This window comes from Bradyrhizobium sediminis (genome assembly GCF_018736105.1).
In the GTDB taxonomy this organism is placed as follows: domain Bacteria; phylum Pseudomonadota; class Alphaproteobacteria; order Rhizobiales; family Xanthobacteraceae; genus Bradyrhizobium.
The window spans coordinates 4836100-4849492 of record NZ_CP076135.1 but is presented as its reverse complement, the minus strand read 5'-3'; the positions used below and the strand labels follow the sequence as shown (position 1 = coordinate 4849492).

11 protein-coding genes are annotated in these 13393 nt (G+C 63.2%); 4 read left to right on the top strand and 7 right to left on the bottom strand.

Going from position 1 to position 13393, the window contains the following annotated elements; genetic code table 11:
• Positions 1–15: 15 nt before the first annotated feature.
• Together KMZ68_RS23160 and KMZ68_RS23155 are read right to left on the bottom strand one after the other, a co-directional pair.
• Positions 16–249, bottom strand: coding sequence for a hypothetical protein (locus tag KMZ68_RS23160; RefSeq protein ID WP_215613444.1), 234 nt, complete (start codon positions 247–249; stop codon positions 16–18).
• Positions 250–300: 51 nt separating this feature from the next.
• Positions 301–3408 (bottom strand): type 2 lanthipeptide synthetase LanM family protein, encoded by a 3108-nt coding sequence (locus KMZ68_RS23155; RefSeq protein WP_215613443.1) that lies wholly within the window; start codon positions 3406–3408, stop codon positions 301–303.
• A gap of 583 nt (positions 3409–3991) precedes the next feature.
• Between KMZ68_RS23155 and KMZ68_RS23150 the strand changes: the two genes are divergently transcribed.
• Together KMZ68_RS23150 and KMZ68_RS23145 are read left to right on the top strand one after the other, a co-directional pair.
• Positions 3992–5893, top strand: coding sequence for an ABCB family ABC transporter ATP-binding protein/permease (locus KMZ68_RS23150; protein WP_215613442.1), 1902 nt, complete (start codon positions 3992–3994; stop codon positions 5891–5893).
• A 2-nt stretch (positions 5894–5895) separates the two neighbouring features.
• Positions 5896–6552 carry a tetratricopeptide repeat protein gene (locus KMZ68_RS23145; RefSeq protein WP_215613441.1) on the top strand — a complete coding sequence of 219 codons (657 nt, stop codon included), beginning with the start codon at positions 5896–5898 and terminating at the stop codon, positions 6550–6552.
• A 102-nt stretch (positions 6553–6654) separates the two neighbouring features.
• Here KMZ68_RS23145 and KMZ68_RS23140 read toward each other — a convergent pair whose 3' ends face one another.
• From KMZ68_RS23140 to KMZ68_RS23130, 3 genes are all read right to left on the bottom strand, one after another.
• Positions 6655–7374 carry a hypothetical protein gene (locus KMZ68_RS23140; protein ID WP_215613440.1) on the bottom strand — a complete coding sequence of 240 codons (720 nt, stop codon included), beginning with the start codon at positions 7372–7374 and terminating at the stop codon, positions 6655–6657.
• Between the two features lie 103 nt (positions 7375–7477).
• The gene (locus KMZ68_RS23135) at positions 7478–8863 is read right to left on the bottom strand and encodes an oligosaccharide flippase family protein (protein WP_371741384.1); all 1386 of its coding nucleotides are present in this window, start codon (positions 8861–8863) and stop codon (positions 7478–7480) included.
• 101 nt (positions 8864–8964) lie between these two features.
• The gene (locus KMZ68_RS23130) at positions 8965–9804 is read right to left on the bottom strand and encodes a protein-disulfide reductase DsbD domain-containing protein (RefSeq protein WP_215613439.1); all 840 of its coding nucleotides are present in this window, start codon (positions 9802–9804) and stop codon (positions 8965–8967) included.
• Between the two features lie 133 nt (positions 9805–9937).
• Between KMZ68_RS23130 and KMZ68_RS23125 the strand changes: the two genes are divergently transcribed.
• Positions 9938–10588, top strand: coding sequence for a YqgE/AlgH family protein (locus tag KMZ68_RS23125; protein WP_215613438.1), 651 nt, complete (start codon positions 9938–9940; stop codon positions 10586–10588).
• 180 nt (positions 10589–10768) lie between these two features.
• Here the strand turns inward: KMZ68_RS23125 and KMZ68_RS23120 are convergent, their stop codons facing one another.
• Together KMZ68_RS23120 and KMZ68_RS23115 are read right to left on the bottom strand one after the other, a co-directional pair.
• Complete coding sequence (locus KMZ68_RS23120; protein ID WP_215613437.1) at positions 10769–11656, bottom strand: TauD/TfdA dioxygenase family protein; 888 nt, start codon at positions 11654–11656, stop codon at positions 10769–10771.
• Between the two features lie 102 nt (positions 11657–11758).
• The gene (locus KMZ68_RS23115) at positions 11759–12538 is read right to left on the bottom strand and encodes an SDR family NAD(P)-dependent oxidoreductase (RefSeq protein ID WP_215613436.1); all 780 of its coding nucleotides are present in this window, start codon (positions 12536–12538) and stop codon (positions 11759–11761) included.
• Positions 12539–12645: 107 nt separating this feature from the next.
• Here KMZ68_RS23115 and KMZ68_RS23110 point away from each other — a divergent pair, with 107 nt between their 5' ends.
• On the top strand, positions 12646–13380 hold the full coding sequence (locus tag KMZ68_RS23110) for an SDR family NAD(P)-dependent oxidoreductase (protein WP_215613435.1): 735 nt from the start codon (positions 12646–12648) through the stop codon (positions 13378–13380).
• Positions 13381–13393: the final 13 nt, after the last annotated feature.

The window sequence follows — 13393 nt, the reverse complement described above, 5'->3', positions numbered from 1 at the left end:
AGACCCTGCCATGGATCACGTCGCCGCATCGCGGGACCCGTCCGCCTCGTTCGATGCGGAATCGAGAAACTGGATCTTGACCCCGACCGGTACGGTCTTGCCGGTTATCCGCTGGATGGCTTCATTCGGATTGCTCAGGCAGAGTGTGCGGAACTCCGGATCCGTCTGCGAGAGCTTGAATATCCTCCGCACCGCCCGTTGCAGTTCTTCTTCGGTCAAGATCGCTTCATCCATTTCCGAACGTTCCATTCCGACCTCCGCGCTCGTTGAAGCCGTCGCTTATAGAGATCGCACCCTGAATCAGTTCAGCAGCAAGACCGAAGGAAGTCTCGCCGGGTCTGCCAGGCGCAGCAGTTGATAGCCGACGCCGGCGGTGCCCTGAAAGAGACTGGGGTTGAAGAAACCATTGTGGAAGGCGATGCCGAAACTGCCGCGCCTGTTGCTGCGCGCAATCATCCTGGCGGCGAGCTGCAAAGCCTTGCGGGACCAATCGCCCTGCGAGAGCTGCTCGCCCGCCGCGCAGAGTGTATCCATCAGCCCCGCATTGCCGCAGCAGAGATGGTCGCGCGGCAAGAGGTCTGCGCTGCCGGTTGATGCCAGTGCGGCCTGAATGTCCCGCCGGACTTCGCGCGTGTCCATGATATCCAGTGCTGCGATCCGGCCCAGCCCGATTCCAGGGGCGCCATGGCACCAGGCCATGCAGAACATCGGGTCCTGAGACCTGGCGGCGGCGCGTCGGTAATCCGGCCAATTGTTCTGCTCCGGCACGAAGGCGTGTCCCTCGAATCCAATCCCTTCGATTGCCGCCTCGCAGAATTCGGTATCGGCGGTGACCTTGTATAGCTGCAGGAGGGCGTAGGCGATCCCGGCCGCGCCGTGCGAAAAGCCGGTGAGGTGACATTTGTCCAGGGTTGGCCAGGTCCTGAAACCGAATTGGTCAGGCTCGCGCCTTTGCAGCAGATGTCGGCCGCATGCGTTCGCGGTGGCGAGAATCTTCGGCTCGCCGGTAGCGGCGTAGCAGGCCAGCAGGCTGGGGATGGCGCCGGCCGCGCCGTTCATGGCATCGAGGCTGCGGTCGTTTTCGATCTGATCCGGCCGGATGCGCAGCGCCGCTGCCCCGGCATCCGCAATCAGTTCTCCGTCATCCAGGAATTCGCCTGCCCGGGTCAGCGCATACGCGATCGAGGACAATCCGGCATATCCACTGATGCCGAATTCCGTCAGCTCCTGATCGGTGGCATGCTTGGTCCAGTGCCGGACTGGTGTCAGGGAGGCATGCGCCAGGGCGCGGTACCGGGACCCCGGCAGGATCTTTTCGAGCGCCGCAAAGAACAGGCCCACGCCGGACCGGCCATTGTAAAGGTCGTTTTCCATCGGCTGTAAGGTGTATCGCTCGGCCGCTGGCGAATAGTGCAGCACCATCCATCCAATGTCTCCGTTGTCCTGACGGAATGCCTTTGCTTCGATCTCGTCCGCCAACTCCATTGCGACCTTGACCAACTCGTCTCGGCCTGTGGGCTCGATCTCTCCATATTCTTCGCTTGTGTCCGCAATCGCCGGACCGGCGCCAAGATTGGCGCTCCGAACGTCAAGGGATCCGACGATCAGGCTGAGCTGCCATCGCAAGTCCGCTTCGTTCAGGCCGCTGATCTTTGCCCGGACGGCGTTCCAGGCGGAATCGATAAAGCACCCGGCAATCGAATTCCCGGGACCCAATCTCAAGGCATTCTCGTCGCCTCGCGCCGCAAATCTCGGGATGTCCAGCTGCCAGAGCGAGGCCATTTCGGCCTTCAGGACGGGCCAGGTGATTGGCTTGTTCGGTGTCTCGAGCAATTTCCGTGCGAGGATTTCGAACTGCACGCCGAAATCGGCGCCGTTGCAGACGTGAGCCGGATGGAGGGCTCTTCGCAGGATCAGCGAATAGAACGCGGTCGGTCGGTAGATGAACCGGCAACGGTGCCCAAACATGGGGCGCAACGGCCCATTCTCGTCGAGCAGCAGGTCCGCCTTGCTTTGCAGGAATCGATAGGCCTCCTCGAAACCTTCCAGGATCAGCTTGGTGTAATCATTCAGAGCTGCAGCCTTGCCATTCAGCTTCGGCAGATTGCGAGCTGGTTGCGGTCGCTGCCGCTCGTAGCAATAGTCCATTCCGTCGGTGTTGATGTGTTTCCAGGCGACACGCTCGGCTTCGCCTTCCTCCGCTTCCGAGCGCGCAAATGCGGATATATCGAAATACTGATGATCCACCTTGACGGGATCGGGCAGCAAGTCGGTCGCCAGCACCGAGAGGCGCAGCCGCCCCGCCATTTCGTCATCACCATCGATCTTCGTTCGGTGATGATAGATCGTCTCCAGATCGACCGGCACGGGATGCTCTCCGTCGGCGATCAGATTCTCGTAGTGGAAGTCGCTGCCGTTGAGAGCGTAGACCAGGCAAAGAAGATTTCCCGTTCGCCGGTAATAGCGGCAGATTTCCTCGTCACTGGCGCACGATCCGTTTTCGACATGTTCGACCCAGCCGTAATCGCCGCGATCCAGCATCGTCAAAATGCGAAACGGCAACAGGGCGTCGAAGCGATTGATCCACGCCACGAAATCGAAATACGCCCGCTCGACGCCGAGGCTTCTCGGCTTGTAGACGAGCTTCAGTCCGGAAGAAAATTCAACCGAGATGACCGTGCAGCCGCCGTCATGTGGATCCGAAAGCCCGGTCTCCACCGCGACGGCACCACCGGACGGCTGCTGCCGATTGAATACTCCTTCAATATCGGGGAGGTCGCTTGAGAGCCGCTTCTCGAACTCGCCGATGTTGCCGACCCACTGCGTCACCGCTGCCGCCAGCAGCCGGGCCATGACGCAGTATTCCTCGAACAGCGGACCCCAGCCGGCCTCGTAGCTTTCGGCGATAAAGCGGCGATACTGCGCGCGTGAAGTCGTTGCCGGCTCACTGCCTGCATTCGCATGGCCTGCGAACTGGCCGCAGGCCAGAAAGGTACGAAACTCCACGGCGAGCACGCGTGCGGCAATCTCGGTAAGCCTCTGCAGGAGGTCGCGCGCGAAGCTGTTCAGCACGCCGGCTGGAAGGTTGCTTCCTTCGCCTTCGGCGAGCAGTTCGCGTGCCACTTCGACAAACGGCAGAAACAGCTCCTCGAACGGTAGCGGGTCGCCAGGTTTCAGATACGGGAAATTTTTTGCCGCGTTCGGCGAGACGGCGGCGTCGCGCAATCGCGGCGTCGTCTCCAGCACCCGGATCAATACGTCACACCATTCGGGCAGCTTGAAGTTCGAAGGGACTTCGATCCGCCCCAGCAGGCGCCGGGCGCCGGTCGCGTCCAATCCGTCTCGCGCCAGCCGTTCGCGGAACAGCGCCTCGTCGCCTTCGCAGGTGGCGCTCCGCCATTCCTTCAATCTGGCTTCGATCTGTTGCGGATCAGGCGGGCTCTCGACGCAGAGACCGGCTTCGCGCCGTTCCCAGGGAGACAACGAGTCAACTGCGATTCTTGCGAGCCGATCTGGCGAAAGCAAAGACGCTGGCCCCTATTCCTGGTTCGATAGCGGCGGACGACCTGAGCTTTTCCGTGAGGCGGGCCAACTTGCTCAAGCCTGCTCCGCCTGAAGGGTTGCTGCAGGCGGAGAGACCACGAGTCACGGCCATTCGTGCTGTTCGGGAGGCCCTGTTATTCGGGAGCCAGGGGCCCGCGAGCCCGATAAAAGCAGTTATTCAGCGTCTTCGGCGTCGAATTCTGGCACGATCCTTCCATCCGGGCTGCCGGGCGCCTGCTGCCCTCTGCGGGAAGCATATGTTGCGTCAACAGCGGCGGCAGGACGAAGCTACGAACGCCATCTTCACGGTTCTTCTCGGAGATCGGCATCGAATTTCCTCACATTGACGGGTAACGGCAGCCCCCAAGCCGCCACCCTCTGTCGCCAGTGGGAGCATTGGTAGTCTAGACTGCAGCGGCTTACTGTCAATTGCGCTGCATGGGGATTGATGACCACGGATAGCGACCGCGAAGAGAGCGGAAAGCCCGCGTCCGTCGGACGCGGGCGAACGCTTTTGTCCATTGTTATTCCGGTGTTGCCCTATATCTGGCCCCGCGAACGCCCCGATCTACAGCTGCGGGTGATCATCGCATCGCTGCTGTTGCTGGCGACCAAGGTTGCGATGCTTGCCATTCCTCTCCTGTTCAAGCTGGTCACCGATGCCCTGGTCGGCCCGGAAGGCCCGCCGGCGGCGGCACCGGCCGGGCTGGCGTGGCCAGCCGGGCTGGCGTGGCTGCTGGCCGCGCCGGTCGCCATCGTGGTGGCGTATTGCGCCGCACGCATCATGGAATCGACGCTCGCGCAGTTGCGTGACGGCCTGTTCGGCAAGGTTGGGATGCACGCGGTACGCCGGCTGGCCGTGCGAGCCTTTGCGCATCTGCATGAACTATCGCTGCGCTTCCATCTCGAGCGCAAGATCGGCGGTTTGAGCCGCGCGCTCGAACGCGGTCGAAATGGCATTGAGATCATCGTCCGGCTGGTCGCGATGCAGTTGCTGCCGACCTTCGTCGAACTGATGCTGATCGTCGGGTACATGATGTGGCAATTCGACTGGCGCTACGTCGCAACGGTGCTGCTCACCGTCGTGTGCTACGTCATCCTGACCTATCGGCTGACGGAGTATCGGCTCGAAATCCGCCGCAACGTAAATAGTGCCGACACGGAGTCGAATTCAAAGGCGGTCGATTCGCTGATCAACTACGAGGCGGTGAAATATTTCAACGCCGAGCAACGCGAGATCGAGCGCTACGATTCCGTGATGAAGCGTTACGAAGACGCAAGCGTCAAGGCGATTACGTCGCTCTCCATGACCAATTCCGCGAACACGGTCGTGTTTACCGCAGGTCTCGGCGTCGCCATGATCATGTGCGCGCTCGAGGTCAAGGCCGGCACCAAGACGATAGGCGATTTCGTATTGGTCAATGCCATGATGCTTCAGCTCTATCAGCCGCTCTATTTCGTCGGTCTGGCCTATCGGGAGATCAAACAGGCGGCGGCGGACATCGAGGCCATGTGGTCGGTCCTGGCGGAGGTCCCCGAAATCAGGGACCGGGCCGACGCGCGGCCCTTGAAGGTTGAAAGCGGCGTGATCCGTTTCGACAATGTCGTCTTTGCCTATGAACCGGAGCGGAAAATTCTGAACGGCGTCAGCTTCGAAGTACCCTCGGGAAAATCACTGGCCATTGTTGGTTCGTCGGGATCCGGCAAGTCGACCATCGCGCGGCTGCTGTTCCGCCTGTATGACGTAACCTCGGGCCGAATTCTGATTGACGGGCAAGACATCAGCGAAGTGACGCAAATCTCCCTGCGCAGGGCGATCGGAATCGTTCCGCAGGACACGGTGCTGTTCAACGACACGCTGCGTTACAACATACGTTATGGCCTTTGGTCGGCAACGGAGGCCGAGGTCGAAGACGCCGCGCGGCTTGCACAACTTGACGGCCTGGTAGGTGCCGCGCCGGAAGGCTACGAGACCGAGGTCGGCGAGCGCGGCTTGAAGCTTTCCGGCGGCGAAAAGCAGCGGGTGGCCATCGCACGCACGGTCTTGAAGAATCCGCGCATCCTGGTGCTCGACGAAGCGACTTCCGCTCTCGACACCAGGACGGAAAAGGAAATCCAGGGCGCTCTCGATCGCGTTTCCCGCAACCGGACGACTCTCATCATCGCCCATCGACTCTCCACCGTTGTCGGTGCCGACGAAATCATCGTTCTGGATCGAGGGGTGGTCGCCGAGCGCGGCACGCACAGCGTCCTGCTCGCGAGCGGCGGTCTTTATGCAACTATGTGGCGTCACCAGCACCGGGTCGACGAAGCGCTGGATGTTCGGGATTTGCCTGTCCCAGGAAGATGAGCATGGCGGATGAGCCTTCAGACGCGAGCAATGCCGACGGCGGAGGCGGTAGCGGCGACGCGCTGGCGCCGGCCATGGTTGCGCTGGACCGCCAGCGGCCCGAGGACGCGGAGCGAGTGGCCGCCGAAGTGCTCAGGGCCGATCCGAAGCACGCGAGGGCCCTGCACATTCTGGGTGTCGCATTGACCATGCAGGGCCGCTACGACGAGGCGGTCGACGTGCTCGGTCTCGGTCTCCAGGTCGCGCCGACGATGCCGGAACTGTCGATCCAGCTCGGTTATGCCCAGCTGTCCCGCGGAGACTGCGCCAATGCCAAAGTTGCGTTTGCGCGGGCGCTCGGCATTTCCCCGCACCCGCACGACGCCTTGTTCGGCATGGCCAAGGCGCACCAGGAGCTTGGCGAGAACGAGGAAGCCGCCGGCTACTTCCGGCGTTACCTGACGAACCGTCCGAACGATGGCGGGGCCTGGCTCGGTCTCGGACATTGCCTGCTGGAACTCGGCGAGCTCGATGCCGGCTACGAATGCTTCCGCACGGCGGCGCGCGGCGATGCGAAACGCTACGGCGCCGCGCTCACCTCGCTGGCGGCGGCGGCGCGCGGCCGTTTTTGGCTCAGGCCGCGCGATGCGGCGCGATTCTTCAGGGAATCCCAGTCCTAAGCTAGAGCATTTTCAAGCGAAGTGGATACCGGTTCGCGTGAAGAAAACGCGTCAAAACAAAAGATAGAGCCCCGTTCCGATTCAATCGGAACGAAAAAGGCTCTAGCGCTTCTGCACCCGAAAGCGCCGGCGATACACGTCCGTCTCCTGACCGATGGCGATGCGCGTCTTGATCATTTGCTCGTTTTCCTCGGTGGAGAGCATATCGAACTGGCTGGTCCAGTTCTCGCGCTTCACCGGCAGGCATTGCGCAACCGGCGTTCCCTTGGGCAGGACACCGTTGAACCCGGTATCGTGCCAGTGCGCCGGAAAATTGACCGGGCTGTCGTGGAAGGTGTCGCAATCGACCAGGCCGGTGAATGTCGTAAAGGGCAGGTCGCCGCGATTGACCGGATGGGTGAACAGGATCGAGTAGCCTGGCGGCGCTTCAATGGTCCAGAAGTTATTGAACTTGATGATGAAGCGGTCCTCGTCGAAGTAGGGTGTGCCGGCGACCTGGCTCGGATCGTGAAACCCGATCGGTGAATGCGGATACTCGCTGATGAACCCTTTGGGGACTTCGAAATTCCAGCTGAACTCGCCGTCCCGCACCTCGAGGTCGATCGGCAACGGCATCAGGAATCCGGACGTCATGGCGTCGATGAAGGGCGGACATTTCTTGACGGTCAGTGCCTCGCCGCCCATGGTCGGATTGAAGGCCTTCTGGGGCAGCAGCTTGAACCAGTCGGGCAGGCCGTGCACCGCCGGAATTGGCCGCGGCAAAATCGCATCGAGTTCGCGCGGGCAGCGAAACCTCAACGTCCTTTGATCGGCTTCGTCCATGACCGTCCACCAATGCGTGCCGGCAACCTAATCCCGGAAACGGCGATGATGCAACTTGCCGGGGATGCTGCGTGAAGCCCGGAAGCGAGGCGTCGACCTCGCGTCAGTCGGCGCCCTTGCCGAACGCCAGCACGTGGAGCCCGAGCCGCTTCCGCACGATCCAGAACAGCAGCACGGTTTCGAAGATAAGCGAGACCGAGGTCGCCGCGGCGGCGCCGTGGCCGCCGAACCGCGGCACCAGCGCGACGCAGAGCACCACGTTCATCGCGAACGCCAGCGCATAGGCCAGCGCGCAGATCAGCTGATGGCCGAGCATGTTGAGCAGCCGCTCGACCGGGCCGATCGCGGAGCGCGCCACGAGGCCAATGGCCGCGACGAACATGATGTCGTAGCCGACGACGAATTGCGGTCCGAACAGCCACAACAGCGGTTTGCCGAATGCCAGCAGCAGGATGGTGGCGGCCAGCGACGGCCAGAACGTCCATTGGATCGCATAGGCGACATAGGCCGCCAGCCGCGCCTTGTCGCCGAGCGCGTGATACTCGGCGAAACGGTGCGCCGTGGTCGCCGCCATCGCATAGTGAATGAAGGACACCAGCGCCAGCGTCTTCACCACGGCGAAATAGACGCCGACCTCTTCCGACGAGCGGAATTGCTGCAGCACCAGCACGTCGGTGTAGGACAACAGCAGGTAGAAGCTCTCCACCAGCAGGATCGGCAGCGAGATCGCGAGCCAGCCGCGGAAATCGTAGGCCTTGACGCCGGGCTTGACCTCGCCGTCGAGCCGGCGGTTCAGCACGATCATCTGCCCGATCATGGCGATCCAGACCGCGGCGGCGCTGGCGAGCATCGCGGCGGTGGCGCCGAGGTTGAAGCCGAGCGCGAACGCGCCCGCGGTGAGGCCGATGATCAGCGACTGCCGGATGATGAACTGCGGCATCAGTCCGAGCCGCATCCAGTCATGCGAGCGCGCGATGCCGTCCTGGGTATTGGCGACGACGAAAGCCGGCAGCGTCAGGCAGCCGATGTAAAGCGGCACCACCGCGTGGGCGTCGATCCACGGCGACAGCAGCTTCACGACGCCTGCCAGCAGCGCCGAGACCACGGTGGAAACGGCAAAGGTCATCCAGCGGCTGCCGAACAGGAAGCCGCGCAGCAGCGCGTCGTCGCCGCCGGCGCGGTACTCCGGAATGATCTTTTGCGCCGACGCCGAGATGCCGAAATCCATCATGCTGCCGAGCAGCAGCACCCAGGTCCAGACATAGACATAGACGCCGTAATCCGAGCCGCCCATCCAGCGCGCCAGCAGGATCTGCGAAAGATAGGCCATGGCGGCGCTGACGACGCGGATGATGAATACCGTGCCGGCGAGCCGCCTGGTCACGGAAGCGTCGTTGGAGCCGCCGAGAAAGCCGGCAAGCATGCTCCGCAGCCGCGCGATCGCGCCTGCAGGCGAAGCTGATGCGGATTGAGTGTCCATCACGGCCAAGGCGACAAATCCCTGAAGCCGCGTCGGGCGCGGCGGTGATGCGGACCTATCAACTATTCGTTAAGATTCGGTCTCCCGGCGTTCACCGGGACGGCACCGAGCTAGTTCAAATTGACGTTGAATTCGTAGGCGCGGTCGCCGCCGACCAGGGTCAGTTTGAGGGCGGCGCCCTCCGGCTTGGCGCCCGGCGGCAGGCCGTCGAGTTCGAAGCCGAACCGCTTGACCCCGGGAGGGCCGCCTTCGAGCAGCTTCGGAACCGGCAGCGCCCAGTCCGGCGTCGGCCCTTCGACGAACAAGCTGACTTCGCGGGCGTCGGGTGCCACCACGTCGACCAGCACGCTGGATTTGCCGTCGCGCCTGACGTCGCGGATGGTCAGCGGGTTGGAATCGCCGACATTGGCGGGCTTGGGCACGGTATCCAGGGCTGCGAACAGCGCGCTGTCCTCGGTGCTCGCCACACTGGTGAAGGCGAGTTCGGTCCTGGCTTCGACCGGAATGCAGAGCTTCTCGCAGACCGCGTAGCTGATCTCGGCGCGCAGGGTCACCGGCTTGTCGGCGTTCTTGGCGACGATCCGCAGCGGCAGCACGATCTGGGTCTTGTAGCCCAGCGAGGTGCCGCCGGCGCCGTCGTCGAACTTCATCGGGGCCGGCCACAGAACGGTCACGGCTTCGACATTCTCCGATTTCGAGAAATCGAAGCGCGGGGGTACCCCGGAATCGCCCGGGGTGCGCCAGTAGGTCTTCCAGCCCGGCTGGAGCTGGAAGGCGATACCGCCGAGCAGCACCCCGCCGCTGCGCGATCCCGCCAGCAGCCGCACCGCGGAATGATCATCCCGCTGCCACGGCGAGGAATCCTGGGCGCAGGCCTCGATCGCCAGCGACGACATCAACATTGTGGCAACCAGGCCGAGCGCGGCCCGCAGGGGAACTATGACGATCATGAGACGTCTTTACAGGCAGCCGAGGCGGCAAACTATTGAATTGCTTGTGATCTGAGCGAAATCCGGCGTCGAGCTTGATTGACAGAACCGGCACCCAATATCAGGATATGTACCGACACGAGAGTCCTTGCTGATGGGCCCTGAAGGCAAAACACCGAGGATGACCAGCCACACCGCCGCCGGCCGTAGCGACGATTCGGATCATCGCGGCTATCTCGACGGCCAGCTCCTGATCGCGATGCCGGTGATGGGCGATCCTCGCTTCGAGCGTTCGGTGATCTATCTCTGCGCGCATTCCTCCGAAGGTGCCATGGGCATCATCGTCAATCGCCCGGCCGGCAGCATCGACTTTCCCGAACTGCTGGTGCAGCTCGACATCATCCAGAAGGCCGACCAGATCAAGCTGCCGGAAAACGCCGAGAGCATGAAGGTGCTGAAAGGCGGCCCGGTCGAGACCGGCCGCGGCTTCGTGCTGCATTCGAGCGATTTCTTCATCCAGGATGCGACGCTGAAGATCGACGAAGGCATTTGCTTGACCGCGACCGTGGATATTCTCAAGGCGATCGCCAAGGGCGCCGGGCCGAAACACGCGATCCTCGCGCTCGGCTATGCCGGCTGGGCGCCGGGACAGCTGGAAACCGAAATCCAGGACAATGGCTGGCTGCACTGCGACGCCGATCCGGACCTGATCTTCGGCGGCGATGTCGAGGAAAAATACCTGCGCGCGCTGCGCAAGATCGGCATCGATCCGGGCATGCTGTCCAACGAAGCCGGGCATGCGTAGGCGGTATTCCGCACCGACGCGAGACACAACCACAGTGTCGTCCCCGCGGACGCGGGGACCCATAATCCCAAATGGATACGATTGAGCGCGATGGTGGCCCATCGCCAATCGACGAGCAGTTGCTTCAATATGTGAGGACACGGCGTATGGGTCCCTGCGTTCGCAGGGACGACGAAATATTCATTCCGCCGCCTGCTGTGCGACCGTGGGCTCGGTGCCGGCCACCGTGGCGCGGCGCATGTCGCGCGGCTGTGACTGGTCGTAGCGGCGCACCCGGTGCAGGGTCTGGCGGTTGTCCCACATGATGAGATCGTGCAGCGTCCATTTGTGGACGTAGACGAATTCCGGTTGCGTGGCGTGCTCGGTGAGGTCGCGCAGCAACAGCCGCGCCTCCGGCACGCTCATGCCGAGAATCGCGCCGGCATGCGACGACAGGTACAGCGATTTGCGGCCATGCACCGGATGGGTACGCACCAAGCGCTGCAGCACCGGCTTGAACATCTGCTTCTCTTCCTCGGTGTAGTCGAGGAAGCCCAGCGATCCGCGCGAATACATCAGCGAGTGTTCGCAGATCATGTCCCCGATCTCGGCCTTGGTGTCGTCGTCGAGCGCGTCATAGGCCGCGCGCATGTCGGCGAATTCGGTGTTGCCGCCCTTCGGGTTCACCACCCGCGCCGACAGCAGCGAGAATTTCGCCGGGATCGGGCGGAACGAGCTGTCGGAATGCCACAGGCAGTTGCCGAGATTGAACAGATGGGTGCGGTGATCCTTCGGCAGCGGCTTGCCGTCCTTGCCGAGGTTGGAGACGTCGTTCAGTCCGGACGTCAGCCGGTAGTCTTCCTTCTTCGTCACGGTGCCGCCGCGCGCATTCTCGCGCTCGCCGAAATTCAGCGCGAACGCCAGTTGCTGCTCGTCGGTGATGTCCTGATTTCGGAACAGCAGCACGGCGTATTTGTCCATGCCGGCCTCGATGTCCCTGGCCTGCTGCGGCGTCAGGGGCTTTCGCAGATCGACGCCGGAAACCTCGCCGAAAAAATGCGGATGAAGTTGCCGGATCGTGACCGTCATGGGCGTTTCTCCTGATCGGACCGGGCGGTTGCTCCACCCTGCTTGGAGAAAAAACTACTCCCTGACCCTGCCGTGTCAACGGCGCCCGGCGCATGCCCGCCGTCAGGCGTTGCGGGCCATCAGGCCGCCGTCCACCGGGATGACCGCGCCGGTCAGGAACGAGGCTGCCGGCAGGCACAGGCTCAGCGTCATGTGCGCGACTTCCTCGGGATCGCCGTAGCGGTTGAGCGCGGTCCGGCGTCTCGCATAGATCGCCTTGTGCTCCTCCGAAATTCGCTCCGTTATGGCGGTCCTGACCGGGCCCGGGCAGATGCAATTCACGGTAATGCCGTCGCGGCCGAGTTCTACCGCGAGCGAACGGGTCAGCCCGACGACGCCGGCCTTGGCCGCCGAATAGGGGCTGTGCAAGGCGGTGGCGCCGAGCGCCTCGGTGGAGGCGATGTTGACGATCCGCGGCGATTTCGATCGGCGCAAATGCGGCAGCGCGGCGCGGATGATGCGCTGGTGCGCGGTCAGCATCACGGCAAGTCCCTTCGCCCAGGCTTCGTCGTAGCCATCGTCGTCGATCGCCACCCGCACCGAAATGCCGGCATTGTTGACGACGATATCGAGCCCGCCGAAATGCGCGGCGACGGCGCCGACGACGGTCTTGATGGCGTCGGCGTTGGCGACGTCGAGCGTCCAGGCTCTGGCGTTGCCGCCGCTCGCCACGATCGCATCGGCAACGACCTTGGCGCCTTCGGCCGAATAATCCGTCACCGCGACGTTGGCGCCCTCGGCCGCGAACACCCGCGCGGTGGCGCGGCCCATGCCGCTGGCCGCGCCGGTGACGAGAACGGTCAAGCCTTTGACCGAGCGGCTGAGCCTCTTGAAATCGGACATCGGGAATGCTCGCTGAGGATGCGGCCGTGCGGCCCGCAGGATTGACAAGGCTGGCACCGATCCCCAGAGAGGTCAAACCAAGCAAAAAAAGAACGGGAGGGGCTGCGATGAGCGAACTGGATTTCGGCGGCAGGCAGGTTCTCGTGGTCGGCGGCTCCAGCGGCATCGGCAACGGCATCGCGCAGGCGTTCCGCGCCAAAGGCGCGCGCGTGCATGTCTGCGGCACCCGCGCCGCCGCGTCGGATTACTTGCTCGCCGAGGGATCTGATCTCGATGGCCTCGGCTACGCGCAACTCGACGTCAGCGATCCCGGGGCAATCGAGAATTTCAGGCCGTCATTCGACCGGCTCGACGTGCTGGTGCTGGCGCAGGGCGCGGTGATCTACCGCCGCGGCGAATTCGAGATGAACGGATTTCGCAAGGTGCTCGAGGTCAATCTGATCAGCCTGATGGCCTGCGCCGGCAAATTCCACGACATGCTGAGCGCGAGCAAGGGCTCGCTGATCATCGTCAGCTCGACCGCCGCCTATCACTCGACCAAGGGCAATCCGGCCTACAACGCCTCGAAGACCGGTGCCGTCGGGCTGACCCGGACGCTCGGGCAGGCCTGGGCCGAGGACGGCATTCGCGTCAACGGCATCGCGCCCGGCCTCGTCGACACCAAGATGACCAAGGTGACGACGGCAAACCCGAAGCGGCTGGAAGGCGCGATCGAGCGGATACCGCTGAAGCGGCTGGGCACGCCGGCCGACATGGCGGGCGCCGCATTGTTTCTGGCCTCGCCGCTGTCGTCCTACATCGTCGGGCAAACGCTGATCGTCGACGGCGGGCTCATTCTGTAGCAGCCGGACGTCA

Excerpts from the sequence above, each read along its gene's own strand:
- KMZ68_RS23160 (WP_215613444.1), bottom strand. The coding sequence starts at position 249 with ATGGAACGTTCGGAAATGGATGAAGCGATCTTGACCGAAGAAGAACTG.
- KMZ68_RS23150 (WP_215613442.1), top strand. The coding sequence starts at position 3,992 with ATGACCACGGATAGCGACCGCGAAGAGAGCGGAAAGCCCGCGTCCGTC.
- KMZ68_RS23145 (WP_215613441.1), top strand. The coding sequence starts at position 5,896 with ATGGCGGATGAGCCTTCAGACGCGAGCAATGCCGACGGCGGAGGCGGT.
- KMZ68_RS23140 (WP_215613440.1), bottom strand. The coding sequence starts at position 7,374 with ATGGACGAAGCCGATCAAAGGACGTTGAGGTTTCGCTGCCCGCGCGAA.
- KMZ68_RS23130 (WP_215613439.1), bottom strand. The coding sequence starts at position 9,804 with ATGATCGTCATAGTTCCCCTGCGGGCCGCGCTCGGCCTGGTTGCCACA.
- KMZ68_RS23125 (WP_215613438.1), top strand. The coding sequence starts at position 9,938 with ATGGGCCCTGAAGGCAAAACACCGAGGATGACCAGCCACACCGCCGCC.
- KMZ68_RS23120 (WP_215613437.1), bottom strand. The coding sequence starts at position 11,656 with ATGACGGTCACGATCCGGCAACTTCATCCGCATTTTTTCGGCGAGGTT.
- KMZ68_RS23115 (WP_215613436.1), bottom strand. The coding sequence starts at position 12,538 with ATGTCCGATTTCAAGAGGCTCAGCCGCTCGGTCAAAGGCTTGACCGTT.
- KMZ68_RS23110 (WP_215613435.1), top strand. The coding sequence starts at position 12,646 with ATGAGCGAACTGGATTTCGGCGGCAGGCAGGTTCTCGTGGTCGGCGGC.